The sequence below is a fragment of the Kitasatospora sp. NPDC101183 genome (assembly GCF_044767945.1).
GTDB lineage: Bacteria > Actinomycetota > Actinomycetes > Streptomycetales > Streptomycetaceae > Kitasatospora.
Genome location: NZ_JBIWOW010000011.1, coordinates 70,118 through 84,840 on the forward strand (window position 1 = coordinate 70,118; position 14,723 = coordinate 84,840).

A 14,723-nucleotide genomic window follows, 5' to 3' on the forward strand; every position below is an offset into this window, starting at 1 on the left:
ATGGGGGTGGTGGGCCGCCGGGCGGGCGGCCGGGGTGGGGCGGGGTCGGTCAGGGCGTGCAGGTGGCGCGGACGGCGCTGGCGGCGTGGTGGGCGTAGCTGTTGCCGCCCCAGTCCACGCCCCGGGTGTGCAGGGTGACGGAGAGCGTGCCCCGGTAGGGGAAGGTGCCCGCGTTGAACCAACTGCCGCGGTAGGCCGTCTGGTCGATGTTGAACGAGCCCCCGCTGCTCACGGTGTAGAAGGTCGGCTTGCCACCGACGTTCTTCACGTCGCCGCTGGCGGGGATGTAGACGGCGAGGGTGCAGGAGGTGACGTTGTCGAGGTTGAAGGTCCAGACCACCGAGTTGCCGTCGTCCTTGTTGGCCGCGCCGGACATGGGCACCGAGAGGTAGGTGCCGTTGCAGCCGTCCCCGCTCCAGCCGCCGGAGTTCTTGTGCCAGCCGGAGACGCCCTGGTCGAACCAGCCGTTGACCTGGGAGGTGCCCTTGGCGCTGCAGTACGGGCCGGCGAAGGCGACGGTGGGGGCGGGCTTGGCGGGCGGGACGGGCTGCTGGGGGGCGGGCTGCACCGGGGCGGCGCCGCCGGCGGTGCCCCCTCCCCCGGAGGTGCTGCCGCCGGAGCTGCCGCTGGTGCCGCCGCCTCCGGTGGTGCCCGAGGTGCCCGAGGTGCCCGAGCCGCCCTGGGAGCGGCTGTCCGTGCCGCCGGTGCCGGTGCCGCTGCCTTGGCGCGCGGGCTGGCCGGGCTGCGCGGGGACGCCCGCGTTGGGGGCGGCCGCGGCCTGGTCGCCGGGGGTGGCGGTGCCGCCGTCCGGCGCGGGGGCGGGCGCGCCGCCCTGGCCCGGGGCGGGGGTTCCGCCGTCGCCGCTGGTGCCGCTCGTGCCGCCGTGCTCGTCGAAGGTCGGCGCGAAGCCGTTGCCGCCGCCGTCGCTCTGCCCGTAGCCGGGCGGGTTGTCGGCGCGGGCGGGGCCCGTCTTGGGGTCGTGGCCGAGGCGGGTGACGACCACGGAGGCGCCGACCAGGACCAGGCCGACGGCGACGGCCGCCGCGATCATCGGGCGCGAGACCCGGCCGGGGCGCGGGCCCGGGTCGCTCTCCCCCGCCGTGTCCGGCTCGGCGACGACGGCGGCCGCCACCGCCGCCGGGGTGGCCGCGGCGGGCGCGGGCACCGCCAGGGCGGCGGCCGGGTCCGACTCGGGTTCCGGCTCCGGTTCGGGCACCGGGGGCACGGCGGGCGGCGGGACGGGCGCGGTGGCGCCGCCCTTCCCGCTGCCGCTCTTCTCCTGCTCCTTCGCGGGCCCTGCCGCAGGCCCGTTCACGGGCCCCTTCGCGGACTCCGCCGCAGGCCCGTTCGCGGGCTCCGCCTCGGGCTCCTCGGCCGCCAGCGCCCAGTTCACCGCCGGGAGCTGGAACCCGGCCGAACCCGAGGCCCCCGCCCCGCCGCGCTTCTCCTCGCCCACCATGCTTCCCCTGCGCTCGACGACACTCCTGTGGTGAGCTACGGACGGCGGGCCCGCCGGGGTTCAGCCGGGTTCAGGACCCGATCGTCCACACCGGCTCGGAGTCCTCCCCGGGCGGGGTGAGCACGAAGGCGACGGCCCGCTCCACCGCCTCCGGGTCCACCGGCGGGCAGGGCGCACCGCCCTGTGCGCGCAGGTGGGCGAGGAGGCCGGCCTCGGGCGCCAGGCCGTACTCCACCAGGTAGTACGTCACAGTGTCGGTCCAGACCCAGCGGCCGTCCGTGCGGTAGCCCATCGGCACCTCGCCCCGGCGCTGCGGGTCGAGGACGTCGTCCATCAGCACGGGCGTCAGCAGCACCGCCTCGCCCGCGTCCAGGTACCGGGCGAGGGCCTCCCGCTCGGCCGGCTCCAGCCGGGGCCGGTCCGGGGCGAAGCCCGGGCCCGTCACCGGGTCCACCCGGTCGAACACCGCCGCGAGCCGGAACCCGCCGTCCACCGTCTCCTCGCCCATTCCCGCACTCCTCGCTCCGCCGGGCCTCACTCCCATGACCACGGACGGCCGGCGCCCCGGGGTTCACCCGGGCCGCCGGCCGCTTCCTTCGGTTTTGCGTGCCGGCTACGTCCCGGTCCGGTACGGGTGGTGGTGGGAGGCGCCGATGTGCAGTTCCTCCTCCGGCCTGCCGGCCAGCTTCGGCAGGACGTGGACGCCGAACCGGTCGGTGACGGTGACGGCGGCGCCGCCGCGCTTCACCTCGTGCGCGCTGCCCACTCCGTACGAGGCGAGGGCGAGCCCGCCCGTCGGCGCCGGGCTGCTCGCGGCGACGGTGCCGAAGGCGGCGGTGGCCAGGGTCAGGCTGGTCGGGGCGCTGCCCAGCGCGGACGTGCCGGACTGCTCGCCGCCGTACACCGTGCCGAAGAGCGTGCCGCCTCCGGTGACGGTCGTCCCCGACGGGACGGTGACGGGCACGGAGGTGCCGGCCGGGCCCTGGACGGTGACGGTGCCGCCCTGGATGTAGGCGCTCACCGTGCCCGCGGTGCGGGTCTGCTGCCAGGCCGTCTGCTGCTGGAGGGTGGTGCCGGCGTCGGTGAGGGTCTGGTCGACCACCGGGGTGTCCGCCGTGAACCAGCTGCGGTAGGAGGTGAGGATGCCGCTGAGCGCCTGGAGGGCGAGGCGGTCGTCGGCGAGGTTCGACTGGTGCATGAAGAACGGCCGCGGGTCGTTGGCGAGCACGTACCCGAGGGTGATCTTCGCCTGGAGGGGCAGCACGTAGCTCGCCCAGCCGGTGGTCAGGTCGAGCGGGGTGATGCAGGTGGTGGCGGCCGGGTTGGCCTCGCAGGCGCCGCTGCCGCCGTTGGCCTTGGAGGTGTAGAGCCAGTTGTACTCGCTCACCTCGTCGGCCTGGGTGGAGACGTTGTAGAACACGTTGACCGGGTGGCGCGGCACGCCGAGCGCCGAGGCGATCTGGCGCTGGCCGCTCTCCCGGGAGGCGTCGACGCCCAGCCACTGGATGCCGTTCTGGCTGAGCGAGGCGAGGAAGTTCGGGCTGTCGGAGGGCTGTTGGGGCAGCACGGCGGTGCCGGAGTGCTCGCCCGCCACCAACTCGTTCGGCCTGAAGGGCAGTCCGTTGGTCTGGGCGAACTGGATGTTCTGCTGGATCTGGCTGTTGACCGTCGCCTGGTCCACGTACTGGACGGCGCCGCTCGCGTCCGTCCGGCACTTCCACGGGATGACGGTGAAGTCCTGGAGGCAGCCCAGGAAGGGGTGTTGGTAGGTGTGGTTGACCCACCAGAAGCTGTTCCTGTTGGCGAGCAGCGCGGTGGTCAGCGGGTCGGTTCCGCCGTTGGCGGCCGCGTAGTCCAGGCTGGGGCCGCCGTTGAACAGGAGGTCGAGGGTGTAGTTGTTCTGCTGCTGCCAGGCGACGGTGGCGGTGACGTCCGCGGGCGTCATCCGGATCACGCCCGTGGCCGGGACGCCCGCCGCGCAGTCGCCCGCGCCCGGGGTGCAGTGGCCGCTCCGGCTCCAGCGGGCGTTGTCGTTGAAGAGGTCGTCGATGTGCGCGGAGAAGTAGTTGCGCCACTGGCCCAGGTGCACGCCCCGGGTGACCCATTCGACGATGCCGTGCGCGAGGAGCCGGTACTGCTGCTGGTAGTAGTTGTAGGCGAAGGTCAGCGCCAACTGCTGGCGCCCGCCCGAGGAGTAGACCCCGGCGAGGACGCCCGTGGTGGTGGTGCCGGGGATCGTCTCGGTCAGGTACGGCTCGAAGTGCGCGCCCGTGGTCGGGTCGTCGGGCAGGGCGGTGGGCAGGTAGCCGTACGAGCCGCTGCCGCCCGCGGTGCCCTCGAAGGGCACCGGCCCGTTGAGGTAGCGGAAGGCGTCGGCCCGGGCGGAGGCGGTCGCGGTGGCGGTGGTGCCGTCCAGGGAGCCGGCCCAGGTCGGGGTGTTCAGGCCGAGGGTGGCGCCCGGCCAGACGTAACCGTCCACCTCCCGTACGTGGTAGGCCTGTTCGTACCCGCTGAGCGCGCTCAGCTCGGCCGCGCTCAGCTGCGTGGGCGCGGCGTTGGGCAGGACGACTCCCTCGAAGTGGCCGTGCGGGGTGCCGTCGGCGAGGGTGTCGGCGAGGAACCCGGCGGTCAGGGTCGCGCGGCTGCCGCTGGTGAGGTCGATGACGGTGGTGGGCACGCCCTCGGTGTTCAGCTCCTGGCGGATGGCCTCCACCCAGGGGTTGCCATCGGTGACGACCAGGACGGTGAGGTCCACCCGCGAGGTCGAGGCGGAGGCCGGGACGACGGCGGTCAGCCCGATCACGGCGGCGGCCACGGCCAGCGCGACGCCGGGCAGGAAACGGAAGGCCCTCATGCGGGAACCCCCTGCGGAATTGCGGTGATTCGACTCATGGCCCCCGATCCTGCCGGGCGGTGTCGGCGGGTGCGGCGGCGGAGGAGGAGTGTTTGCCAAAGTTCATCGGACGACCGGAATTCGGCGATCGGACGAACCGTGCCGACCTGGGGCGTTGGCGAATTGGCCCCTTTTCCGTACGGAATTCGATGCCGCCCCGATATTCCGTGCCCCGACATTTCGGCGGCGATCGGAATCCGCCCGGAGGAAGGGGGTTGGGGCGCTTTTGCGGAAAACCGGTCAGGGGGATTCGCCGGGCTCGATGGCCGAGGGGGAAACAGGGGTCAGCGGGAGGGTGGCCGTGACGCGGAAGCCGTTGCGGTACGGCGCCGCGGACAGCTCGCCGCCGAACAGGGCGACGCGCTCGGCGAGCCCCAGCAGGCCGTGGCCGGTGGACAGCCCCCGGGCGGCCGCGAGGCCGCTGCGCCCGGCACCGTCGTCCACCACCTCCAGGTGCAGCACCTCCGACCAGCCGATGCGCACCACCGCCCGGCTGCCCGGGCCGGCGTGCTTGGTGACGTTGGTGACGGCCTCCTGGACGAGGCGGTAGGCGGTGACGTCGAGGCTGTCGTCCAAGTGGGCCGGGGTGCCGGAGACTTCGAGCTCGACCAGCACCCCGGCACGGCGCACGTCCTCCAGGAGCGTGGCGAGGTCGGCGAGTCCGTGGCGGGCGGTGTCCGGCTCCGTCCCGTCGGTGTCGAAGGAGGCCTCGGCGGTGCGCAACAGCCGCAGCAGGCGCCGCAGTTCGGCCATGGCGGCGCGGCCGACCTCCTCGATCCTGGCCAAGGAGGCGTCCGCGGCGGCCGGTCGGGCGCCCGGGGCGGGGCGGGCGTCGGCGCGGGCGGCCTCGGCCTGCATGACCATCACCGCCACGGCGTTGGCCACGATGTCGTGCAACTCCCGGGCGATCCTGGTGCGTTCGTGCACCACGGCGCGCCGGGCGCGGGCCAGCTCTCGCCTGTCCCGGGCGGCCGCCTCGGCCACCGCCCGGGACCACACGCCGATGCCCCAGGTCGCGGCCGTCACCGGCAGGTAGAAGGCGATGCCCGCGATCAGCGCGGCCGTGTGGTAGCCGGGCGCGGCCAGCTGCTCCACGGTGTAGCGCACGGCCAGGGCGGCGGGCACGAGTGCGAGCGCGAGGGCGGCGAACGCGGCGGCACGGGTGCTCTGCCGGGCGGCGGTGTAGAGCGCGACCAGCATCCCGAAGTACGGGGTGAACTGGAAGTCGGTGGTGGCGGTGAGCAGGTTGGCGCCCACGGCGGCCGCCCACACCACCGCGAACGCCGCCACGGGCCGTCGGCGCCGGTACATCAGGGCGAGGAGTTCGGGCAGGCAGAAGGCGAGCAGTTCGAGGCGGCCGGACGTGGTGGCGCCGGGGGCGACCGGGTCCCCGAAGAAGAAGGCCTCGGGGACGATCACCGCGAGGGCGAGGGCGGCGTCCTGCAGCCGGGTCGACCGTAGCCAGCGGCGGGACGACGGGGGCTTGCTCACCTCAACTCTTCCCACAACCACCGCAGTTGGTGGTGACGCAGCAGATTCCCGCGGCGAAGACGACCAGGTCGTGGGCGGCGTGGGAGATCCACCAGCCGTCGGTCTCCGGCTGGCTGCCGCTGTTCCCGGGGGCCGCGACGGGGAAGCCGAGGGCCTGGTAGGAGGACCACAGGTCGCCCTGGTGGCGGCGCAGGCTGTCGGTGAGCGCCGCCAGGGTCGTCCCTACGGTCGCCTGGTCGGCCTGGACGGAGGGCTCGACCAGGGCGAGGACGGCGGCCGCCGTCCGGATGCCGTCCGCCGACACGGCGGCCAGGCTCACCCCGGCGACGCGTACGGTCTCGGCACCGATGCGGACCAGGTACCGCTGCCAGGGGTCGCCGAGCGCCTGCGGCGGGTCGGGCACGAGCACGGTGGCCGGGCCGGCGAGGAACCCGTGCCCGAGGGGCGGGCCGGCGGCTCCGTCCGGCTCGACGAGGTGCACGGTGGCGCCGGCGGTCGGGGAGTCGTTCATGCGCGGGCCCCTGGGGGTGAGGCCGCCGGGCGCGGGGCCGGGCGGTGGGGGGGGGGGGGGGTGAGCGGTGATGTCCCGTCCAGTCCTAACCCGGTGGCCGGGGCGGGCGCTCCCGGGGGCGGCCCGTGCGAGTGGTTTATCCCGTGGACCGGGGGCTCGGCGGGCTGGGAGCATCGCGGGATGGGTGCACTGGACGCGGTGGCGAGGCGGGTGGCCGAGGGGGCCACGGTGGAGTTCCGGCCCAGCGGGGCGTCGATGGTGCCGCTGATCCGCAGCCGGCAGGCGGTGGTGGTCGCGCCCGTCGAGCCCGCGCTGCTGGCCGTCGGGGACATCGTGCTCGCCCGGGTCGCGGGGACGGTCTACCTGCACCTCGTCTCGGCCGTGGAGCCGGCGCGGCGGCGGGTGCAGATCAGCAACAACCGGGGGCGGGTCAACGGGTGGACGGGCCACGAGCGGGTGTACGGGATCTGCCTGTCGGTGGACGGCGCGCCCCGGGCGGGGGCGGCGGCCAAGGTGCGCCGCCCCCTGTGAGGGCCCGGGTGTGAGGCCCTGGGCGTGAGCCCCCGGGTGTGAGGCTCCGGGCCCGGCCGCTACCGGGTGGCGCCCAGGTCGAGCAGGTAGCGGGACGGGTCGGAGGGCCGCACGCGGTCGGCCGGGGCGATCGCGTCCCGGCGGGCGAGCCAGCCGCGCAGGCGGTCCGGCCCCGGGCGGACTCCGCCGATCTCGTGCAGCAGCACGCGCAGCGGGCGGCCGGTGTCCGGGTCCGGCTCGTCCACGTCGACCACCTCGAACTCGGTGCCCGGGGCGAAGATCACGGACGGCTGCTCGCCCGGCTCGCCGAAGGCCGAGCTGCGGCGCCCGCCGACCGACCAGACGGCGAACTCGACGCCCACGCCCTCGCCCAGGTCCGCCCCCGGCGCCGCGACGCCGCTCACCGGCGCGGGCTCCACCAGCACCGTGCCCGGGGCGTACCGCTCGGGCTCGGCCGCCTCGGGCGGGCCGGCGACGAGCACGCCGCCGTAGTGGCTGGGGAGGCGGCGCAGCCCGGCGGCGAGGCAGCGGAGGTACGGGCCGTACGCGCCGGGCGTGGCGTCGCGGGCGGCGGCGAGCAGCTCGGCGCGGGGGGCGAGGGGGGTGCTGTCGCCCTGGTGCAGGAGCACGGCGACCAGCTCGGGCTCGGCCTCGCCCTCCGCCGTCTGCACGCGCAGGGCGGGCAGGCGGGTGGCGGCGTCCTCGGCGCGGCGGGCGAGGCGCTGGTAGGTGGGGCCGAGTTGGGTGGTGAGGGTGGCGCGGTCGGTGGCGGGGGTGGGGGTCGGCTCGGGGGTGGGTTCAGGGACCAATGTTGGGCCCTCTACCGGCTCGGGTTCGGGCTCGGGCTCGGGATCTTCTTCCGGCTCGGGTTCTTCTTCCGGCTCGGGTTCTTCTTCCGGCTCGACGACCTCAACGACCTCGACGACCTCGGACTCGGGGTCCGGTTCGGGCTCCTGCTCCGGCTCCGTGCTCGCCACGGTCACCACGGGCGTCGGCGGGGCAAGGTCGGGCACGACCTCAGCCTCCGCCTCGACCTCGGGTTCGGGCTCCTGCTCGGGCACCGGTTCCGGCTCCGGCTCCGGGTGCGGTTCCGGCTCGACGATCGGGGCCAACATTGGCCCTGCCTCGACGGTCTCCGCCCCCTCCACCCACTCCAGCCCGTACAGCCGCGCGCAGAACCGCCCCACCGCCCGCGACTCCACGTCCAGCACCCCCGCGACCGTGAGCGCCAAGCGCCCCGAGGCCGCCGGCAGGGAGCCGAGCATCGCGCCGAGGTGGTCCCACACCGTCTCCGGCACCGGCCGCCCCGGCGTGCCGACGACCAGCACCGGCCCGGCCGGGTCCGGGCGCCGCAGGCGCGGCCCACGGTCCGAGGTCGCCGACGGACGCAGCCACAGCCCCGCCGCCACCGCCTCCAACTCCCAGCCAGGGAAGGCCGGGTAGCGCGCCACACCGGGCACGGGCGGCAGGTCGGGCCGGGTGCGCCAGCCGACGGCCGTCACCGTACGGTCGCTCGGCCGGGCCACCAGCTCCGTCAGGTACGGCTCCCATCCGGCGCCGCCGTCCGCCGTCGGGTGGACGTTCCGCCGACCGCCGACCGGCACGCCGACGGACGCCCACACCTCCCGCCCCAGCGAGGCCGCGACCACCGCCACCAGCTCGATCAGCACCACCGGCTCCGCCCACGGCGCGCTCAGCGTCAGGTGCTCGGGGTCGCCCGCCCTCTCCAGCAACAGGCTGGTGGCGTTGGCGAGTTGCGGCCCCGTCGGCAGTCCGCCGCCCGGCTCGCCGAGGACCAGCAGCAGACCGTCCGCGACCGCCTGCTCCAGGACGGGCGGAGCGGAGGTCACGGCGGCCTCGGTGACCTGGAAGGCGTTCGCGCCGCTCAGCGGGGTGACGGTCGCGGCGGGCGGCCAGTACGCGCCCATCGCGGCGCCCGGCCCGGAGGGACGGCAGCGCCACCAGGAGCCGTCAACGGCGAGCAGCGTCCCGTCCGCCTCGATGCTCACGACGGAGTCCGGCGCCACGACGGTCAACCCGCAACGGGCGGCCAGCAGTTCGGCCGGGCGCCGCCCGTCCGGCCCCGGCGCGGCCAGCCCGGAGGCCGCCAGCACCAGCACCTCCGCCCCGCGCTCCGCCACCACCTTCGCCACCTCGTCCAGCGAGGCCAGCAACACGGGCGCCGCGTCGGCGGCCGCCGCGAACAGCAGCACCGCCCGCGCCTCCCCCCGCACCGGCGCCAACGCCTCCGCCAGCCCAGCCGCCTCCGCCCCGACCGGCGCGATCACCAGATGCGCCCCGACCGCCCGCAGCGTCGACGCCGAAGAACCGCCCATCACCTTTGATCTCCCAGGATGCCCCGGCCTTCGGGCCGGGGAGATGGGGGTCCCCCCGCCCGGAGGGTGGGGGAGGGTCCTTGGCTCGGGGCCGCGAAATGGCGGAGTGGGCTTCGGAGGTTTATGCAGGGGCCGTTGTCAGTGGCTCCCGCTAGGTTGATCCTGTGCACCTTCGGTACTCCTATCGCGTCTATCCGACGGCTGGTCAGCGCTCGGCGCTGGCCCGTACGTTCGGGTGTGCGCGGGTGGTGTTCAACGATGCCCTGGCGGTTCGGAAGCAGGCCCGCAAGGACGGCCTTCCGTATCCCAGGGGCACCGACTTGCAGAAGCTGGTGATCACGGGGGCGAAGCGCACTACCGAGCGTTCGTGGCTGGCCTCGGTCGGTGTGGACCCTCTGATCCAGTCCCTGCGGGACCTGGACACCGCGTACCGGAACTTCTTCGACTCGGTGTCCGGCAAGCGCGCGGGGCGTGCGATGGGGCCTCCCCGGTTCAAGTCGAAGCGGGACAGCCGGCAGAGCCTTCGGTTCACCCGCAACGGGTTCCGCATCCGCTCCAACGGGAAGCTGAACCTGGCGAAGATCGGCGACGTACGCGTGAAGTGGTCGCGTGCCCTGCCCGCCGATCCGTCCTCGGTGACGATCCTGCTCGATCCGTCGGGCCGCTACCACGCGAGCTTCATCGTCGACGTCGAGCCGGAGCACCTTCCCACGCTGGACAGCGAGATCGGCATCGACCTCGGACTGACCACCTACGCCGTCCTGTCCGACGGGAGCGTCATCGACAACCCGCGCTTCCTGCGCAAGGCGGAGAAGCGACTGAAGGCCGCGCAGCGGGAACTCTCCCGCAAGGCCAAGGGCAGCAAGAAGCGGGAGAAGGCCCGACGCAAGGTCGCCAGGGCACATGCCAAGGTGGCCGACACCCGCAGGGACTGGCTGCACAAACAGACGACCAGGATCATCCGCGAAACCCAAGCGGTGTACCTGGAAGACCTGAACGTGCGCGGCCTCGGACGCGGCCGGCTGGCCAAGTCCGTCCACGACGCCGGATGGGCCGCCTTCCGACGCCTCCTCGAGGAGAAGGCGGCCCGGTACGGGCGCACCGTCGGCATCGTGCACCGTGCGTTCGCGTCGTCCCAGCTCTGCTCGCGGTGCGGGCACCGGGACGGCCCCAAGCCCCTCGCGGTCCGCGAGTGGACGTGTGGCGCGTGCGGTGTGCTCCATGACCGTGACCTCAATGCTGCTCGCAACATCCTGGCCGCCGGGCAGGCGGACAGGCTGAACGTCCCTGGAGGGCCGGTCAGACCCGGCGTGGCAATCCCACGCCAGGCACGGCCCGATGAACGGGGAACCCACCTCGGCGACCAGCGATTCACGGGTGTCCGTGCCGCAGGCGCGGGAGGAATCCCCGCCGCTTAGGGCGGGGACGATGTCAATCCATCTCCCGACCGGCCCGCACACCACCGACGCTCGCCACACTCTCGCGCGCGGAACACCGCACACGTAGGGCCCCGCCCGAGCCCGCCGCCCGTCACTCCGCCTCCGGGTCCGGGAGGAGGCCCGTCTGGACCTGGACGGTGCGGCGGCGGGTGATGTAGAGGCCGCGGCCGGCGGGGAGGGTGCGGGGCTTGAGGTTGCCCCAGAGGTAGCCCTCGCTCGGCGGGCAGGACATCAGCAGGACCGGGGAGTTGACCTCCTGGAGCTTGCGGATCAGCGGGTCGCCCATCGCCCGGCCGATGCCGTTGGCGCTGCGGGCGATGACGAGGTGGAGGCCGATCTCGGCGCCCTGGGAGAGGTCCTCGAGGAGGGCGGCGAAGGGGTGGGCGCCGCTGCCGGCGCCGACGAGGTCGTAGTCGTCGACGAGGACGAAGAGTTCGGGCCCCGTCCACCAGTCGCGCAGCTTGAGGCGGGCGGGGGTGATGTCGGCGGGCGGGATGCGGTTCTTCATGGCGCGCGAGGCGCCGTCGACGATCTGGCGGAGCTTGTCGACGGCGACGGCGTAGCCGAGGCGGTACTCCTCGGGTACCGCGTCGTAGAGGCCGCGCCGGTAGTCGACGAGCATGATGCGCGCTTCGGCCGGGGTGTAGGCGGTGGTGATGGCGCGGATCATCAGGCGCAGCATGTTGGTCTTGCCGGCCTCGCTGTCGCCGACGACGAGCAGGTGCGGGCTCTCCTCGAAGTCGTGCCACAGCGGCGAGACCTCGGTGTCCTCCAGGCCGATGGGCACCCGCAGCCGGCCCTCGGGGGCGGGGAGGCGGTCGGCGTCGAGGGTGAGGGGCAGCATCCGCACCTCGGGAGCGCGGGGGCCGGTCCAGTGGGCGGCGACGGCGTCGACGAGGTCGGCGACGCCCTCGCCGAGGTCGTCGGTGCGGCCGGAGCCGTCGATGCGGGGCAGGGCGCCGAGGAAGTGGAGCTGTTCCTCGGTGAGGCCCCGGCCGGGGGCCTTGGGGACCTTGGCGGCGGCGCGCATGTTGATCACGGAGTCGATGGAGTCGCCGAGGCGCAGTTCGAAGCGGGTCTGGAGCTGGTCGCGCAGGCCGCTGCTGATCTCGCCCCAGCGGGTGGTGCCGACGACGAGGTGGACGCCGTAGTTGAGGCCGCGCTGGGACATCAGGGTGAGTGGCTGGACGAGGTCGGCGAACTCCTGGCGCAGGGTGTTCCAGCCGTCGACGACGAGGAAGACGTCGCCGTGCGGGTCGTCGGGCAGTTCGCCCGCGGCCTTGCGGCGGCGGAAGGAGGCGAGGGAGTCGATGCCGAGTTCGGCGAAGTACCGTTCGCGGCGGGTGATGACGGCGTTGATCTCGGCGACGGTGCGCAGCACCCGTTCGCCGTCGTGGCGGCCGGTGACGCCGCCCATGTGCGGCAGGCCGCGCAGCGCGGAGAGGGTGCCGCCGCCGAAGTCGAGGCAGTAGAACTGGACTTCGGCGGGGGTGTGGGTGAGGGCGAGGCCGGTGATGAGGGCGCGCAGCAGGGTGCTCTTGCCGCTCTGCGGGGCGCCCGCGACGCCGACGTGGCCGCCGGCGCCGGAGAGGTCGGCGGTGAGCATGTCGCGCAGCTGGTGGAAGGGCCGGTCGACGACGCCGACGGGCAGGGTGAGCGCGCCGTGGGAGCGTTCGTCGGCGGTGGTGAGGCCGCGCTCGGGGTGCGGGACGAGCGGGGGCAGCAGTTCGTCGAGGGTGGGCGGCACGTCCAGGGGCGGCAGCCAGACGCGGTGGGCGGGCGGGCCTGCGTCGCGCAGCTTCCCGGCGGCGACCTCCAGCAGCGAGCCGGCGGCCGTCTCCTCCTCCACCTCGACGGCGGCGACGGGGAGTTGACGGGGCATCACGTAGTCCGTCCCGTACGCGACGACCTGCCCGGCGATGGCGGCCTGCTGCCCGGCGCGGCGCTTGGGGCGGTACGGGCCGGAGACGTAGGCGGCCTTGAAGCGGGTGAGGGTGGAGGTGTCGCTGCGCAGGAAGCCGTTGCCGGGCGAGGAGGGCAGCTGGTAGGCGTCGGGGACGCCGAGGACGCCGCGGCTCTCCATGGCGGAGAAGGTGCGCAGGCCGATCCGGTACGAGAGGTGGGACTCGAGCGCGCTCATGCGGCCCTCGTCGAGGCGCTGGGAGGCGAGCAGCAGGTGGACGCCGAGGGAGCGGCCGAGGCGGCCGATCATCACGAACAGTTCCATGAAGTCGCGGTGCGCGGAGAGGAGTTCGCTGAACTCGTCGACGACGACGAACAGGGTGGGCAGCGGCCGCAGCGCGGCGCCGGCGCTGCGCGCCGTCTCGTACTCGAGCAGGGAGGCGTACCCGGCCTCGCGCAACACCTCCTGGCGGCGCACGAGTTCGCCGTGGAGGGCGTCGCGCATGCGGTCGACGAGGGCGGCCTCGTCGGCGAGGTTGGTGATGACGGCGGAGGTGTGCGGGAGGTCGTCGAGGCCGAGGAAGGTGGCGCCGCCCTTGAAGTCGACGAGGACGAAGTTGAGCACCTCGGAGGAGTGGGTGACGGCGAGGGCGAGCACCAGGGTGCGCAGCAGTTCGGACTTGCCGGAGCCGGTGGCGCCGATCAGCATGCCGTGCGGGCCCATGCCGCCCTGGGCGGACTCCTTGAGGTCGAGGTCGACGGGCCGCCCGTCCGGGCCGAGGCCCAGCGGGACGCGCAGGCGCTGCGGGATGCCGCGCTGGGCCCACAGGGCGTCGACGTCGTGGGCGTGCAGGTCGGGGATGCCGAGGAGGGCGGTGAGGTCGAAGTCGGTGGCGAGCGGCTCGGCGGCGTCGACGCCGTCGGCGATGCGGTAGCGGGCGAGCCGGGCGGCGAGGCGGGTGGCGGCGGGGGCGGTGAGGGCGTCGGGGCGGCCGAGCTCGGTGACGACGTCCTTGCGGTTGCGGTCGGCGCCGACCATGGCGAGGCGCCCGTCCTCGACGCGCAGCCGCAGGGTGACGCGGGAGGCCTTCCACTCCAGGGTGTCGGCGAGGTCGATCAGGACGGTGTTGCGGTATCCGGCCAGGGCGGCGCGGCTGCCGGTGTGGGCGCCGGGGCCGTCGAGGACGATGACGGTGAACGGCTCGTCGCGGTTGGGCACGGCGTCGGGTTCGAAGCCGGGGCGGCCGGTGAACTCGTCCCCGAGGAGCTGTTCGGCCTCGACGAGGCTGCCGGCGACGAGGCGCACGGGCCCGGCGCCGTCCGTCTCGGTGGGGTGCAGGGCGTGCGGCAGCCACTTGGCCCAGTCCCATTCGGCGCGGTGGGCGTCGTCGGCGACGACGGCGACGCGCAGCTCGTCCGGGCCGTGGACGACGGCGAGTTGGGCGAGCACCGCCCGTACGAGGTCGCGGGCGGCGGCCGGGTCGTCGCTGCGCAGCAGCACCTGGGAGAAGCCGCGCAGGTGGATGGCCATCGGCTGGTCGGCGACGGTGCCGTAGGCGTGGATGAAGCGGCGCAGCGCGTGGGCGCAGAGCGGTTCGAGGTCCTCGACGGGCTTGGTGGCCAGCGGCGCGAGCGGGGTGGCGAGACGCTGGGCGCCGATGCCGATGCGGACGTCGCTGAAGTCGGGGTGGGCGGCCCGGCGCTCCCACAGCCGGGTGGTGCCGACCAGGGAGCCCAGTTCGGACGGGGCGGGGTGGCGCCAGGCGAGCGCCTTGCGCTGGGCGTCGATGGCGCGGCGGACCTGGCGGCGCATCTGGGCGAGGTAGCGCAGGTAGTCGCGGCGCTCGGCGCGCAGCTGCTGCTTGCGGTCGCTGGAGCCGCGGATCAGCTGGGTGACGAGCATGCCGACGGCGGACAGGGCCATCATGCCCATCGCGACGTAGCTGAGCGCCCCGCCGTCGCCGCCGCCGGGGTGCAGGAACATGAACACCATCGAGAGCGAGCCGAGCGCCATGGGGGCCATGGCGATGACGCCGGCCATGCCGCTCTGCTTCTCGGGCAGGCCCGGCGGCTCCTGGAGCTGGATCTCGCCGTCCGGCATTTCGGGCCCGGGCCGCCGGGGCGTCCGGCTGACCAGCTCGACACTCACTCGGGGCTCCTC

9 protein-coding genes are annotated in these 14,723 nt (G+C 74.5%); 2 read left to right on the forward strand and 7 right to left on the reverse strand.

All coding sequences use genetic code 11. From position 1 onward, the window contains the following. Positions 1-49 precede the first annotated feature (49 nt). The 5 genes from ACIRRS_RS17220 to ACIRRS_RS17240 all read right to left on the reverse strand — a co-directional run bounded on the left by ACIRRS_RS17220 (position 50) and on the right by ACIRRS_RS17240 (position 6,354). On the reverse strand, positions 50-1,459 hold the full coding sequence (locus tag ACIRRS_RS17220) for a hypothetical protein (protein ID WP_402971247.1): 1,410 nt from the start codon (positions 1,457-1,459) through the stop codon (positions 50-52). A gap of 70 nt (positions 1,460-1,529) precedes the next feature. Beyond that, on the reverse strand, positions 1,530-1,967 hold the full coding sequence (locus ACIRRS_RS17225; protein ID WP_402971249.1) for a hypothetical protein: 438 nt from the start codon (positions 1,965-1,967) through the stop codon (positions 1,530-1,532). A gap of 105 nt (positions 1,968-2,072) precedes the next feature. Continuing rightward, positions 2,073-4,313 (reverse strand): hypothetical protein, encoded by a 2,241-nt coding sequence (locus ACIRRS_RS17230; protein ID WP_402971252.1) that lies wholly within the window; start codon positions 4,311-4,313, stop codon positions 2,073-2,075. A gap of 279 nt (positions 4,314-4,592) precedes the next feature. Further along, positions 4,593-5,843: a sensor histidine kinase gene (locus ACIRRS_RS17235; protein WP_402971255.1), complete on the reverse strand. Its 1,251-nt coding sequence runs from the start codon at positions 5,841-5,843 to the stop codon at positions 4,593-4,595. Between the two features lies 1 nt (position 5,844). Further along, positions 5,845-6,354: a hypothetical protein gene (locus ACIRRS_RS17240; RefSeq protein WP_402971258.1), complete on the reverse strand. Its 510-nt coding sequence runs from the start codon at positions 6,352-6,354 to the stop codon at positions 5,845-5,847. A gap of 180 nt (positions 6,355-6,534) precedes the next feature. Between ACIRRS_RS17240 and ACIRRS_RS17245 the strand changes: the two genes are divergently transcribed. Then, complete coding sequence (locus ACIRRS_RS17245) at positions 6,535-6,885, forward strand: S26 family signal peptidase (RefSeq protein ID WP_402971261.1); 351 nt, start codon at positions 6,535-6,537, stop codon at positions 6,883-6,885. A 59-nt stretch (positions 6,886-6,944) separates the two neighbouring features. Here ACIRRS_RS17245 and ACIRRS_RS17250 read toward each other — a convergent pair whose 3' ends face one another. Further along, positions 6,945-9,221 (reverse strand): hypothetical protein, encoded by a 2,277-nt coding sequence (locus ACIRRS_RS17250; RefSeq protein ID WP_402971264.1) that lies wholly within the window; start codon positions 9,219-9,221, stop codon positions 6,945-6,947. A gap of 164 nt (positions 9,222-9,385) precedes the next feature. Here ACIRRS_RS17250 and ACIRRS_RS17255 point away from each other — a divergent pair, with 164 nt between their 5' ends. Beyond that, on the forward strand, positions 9,386-10,639 hold the full coding sequence (locus ACIRRS_RS17255; RefSeq protein ID WP_402971267.1) for an RNA-guided endonuclease InsQ/TnpB family protein: 1,254 nt from the start codon (positions 9,386-9,388) through the stop codon (positions 10,637-10,639). A gap of 112 nt (positions 10,640-10,751) precedes the next feature. On the opposite strand, the gene eccCa is transcribed toward ACIRRS_RS17255, so the two are convergent. Further along, on the reverse strand, positions 10,752-14,663 hold the full coding sequence (gene eccCa / locus ACIRRS_RS17260) for a type VII secretion protein EccCa (RefSeq protein ID WP_402971643.1): 3,912 nt from the start codon (positions 14,661-14,663) through the stop codon (positions 10,752-10,754). Between the last annotated feature and the right edge of the window lie 60 nt (positions 14,664-14,723).

Excerpts from the sequence above, each read along its gene's own strand:
- ACIRRS_RS17245 (WP_402971261.1), top strand. The coding sequence starts at position 6,535 with ATGGGTGCACTGGACGCGGTGGCGAGGCGGGTGGCCGAGGGGGCCACG.
- ACIRRS_RS17225 (WP_402971249.1), bottom strand. The coding sequence starts at position 1,967 with ATGGGCGAGGAGACGGTGGACGGCGGGTTCCGGCTCGCGGCGGTGTTC.
- eccCa (WP_402971643.1), bottom strand. The coding sequence starts at position 14,663 with ATGCCGGACGGCGAGATCCAGCTCCAGGAGCCGCCGGGCCTGCCCGAG.
- ACIRRS_RS17240 (WP_402971258.1), bottom strand. The coding sequence starts at position 6,354 with ATGAACGACTCCCCGACCGCCGGCGCCACCGTGCACCTCGTCGAGCCG.
- ACIRRS_RS17230 (WP_402971252.1), bottom strand. The coding sequence starts at position 4,313 with ATGAGGGCCTTCCGTTTCCTGCCCGGCGTCGCGCTGGCCGTGGCCGCC.
- ACIRRS_RS17220 (WP_402971247.1), bottom strand. The coding sequence starts at position 1,459 with ATGGTGGGCGAGGAGAAGCGCGGCGGGGCGGGGGCCTCGGGTTCGGCC.
- ACIRRS_RS17250 (WP_402971264.1), bottom strand. The coding sequence starts at position 9,221 with ATGGGCGGTTCTTCGGCGTCGACGCTGCGGGCGGTCGGGGCGCATCTG.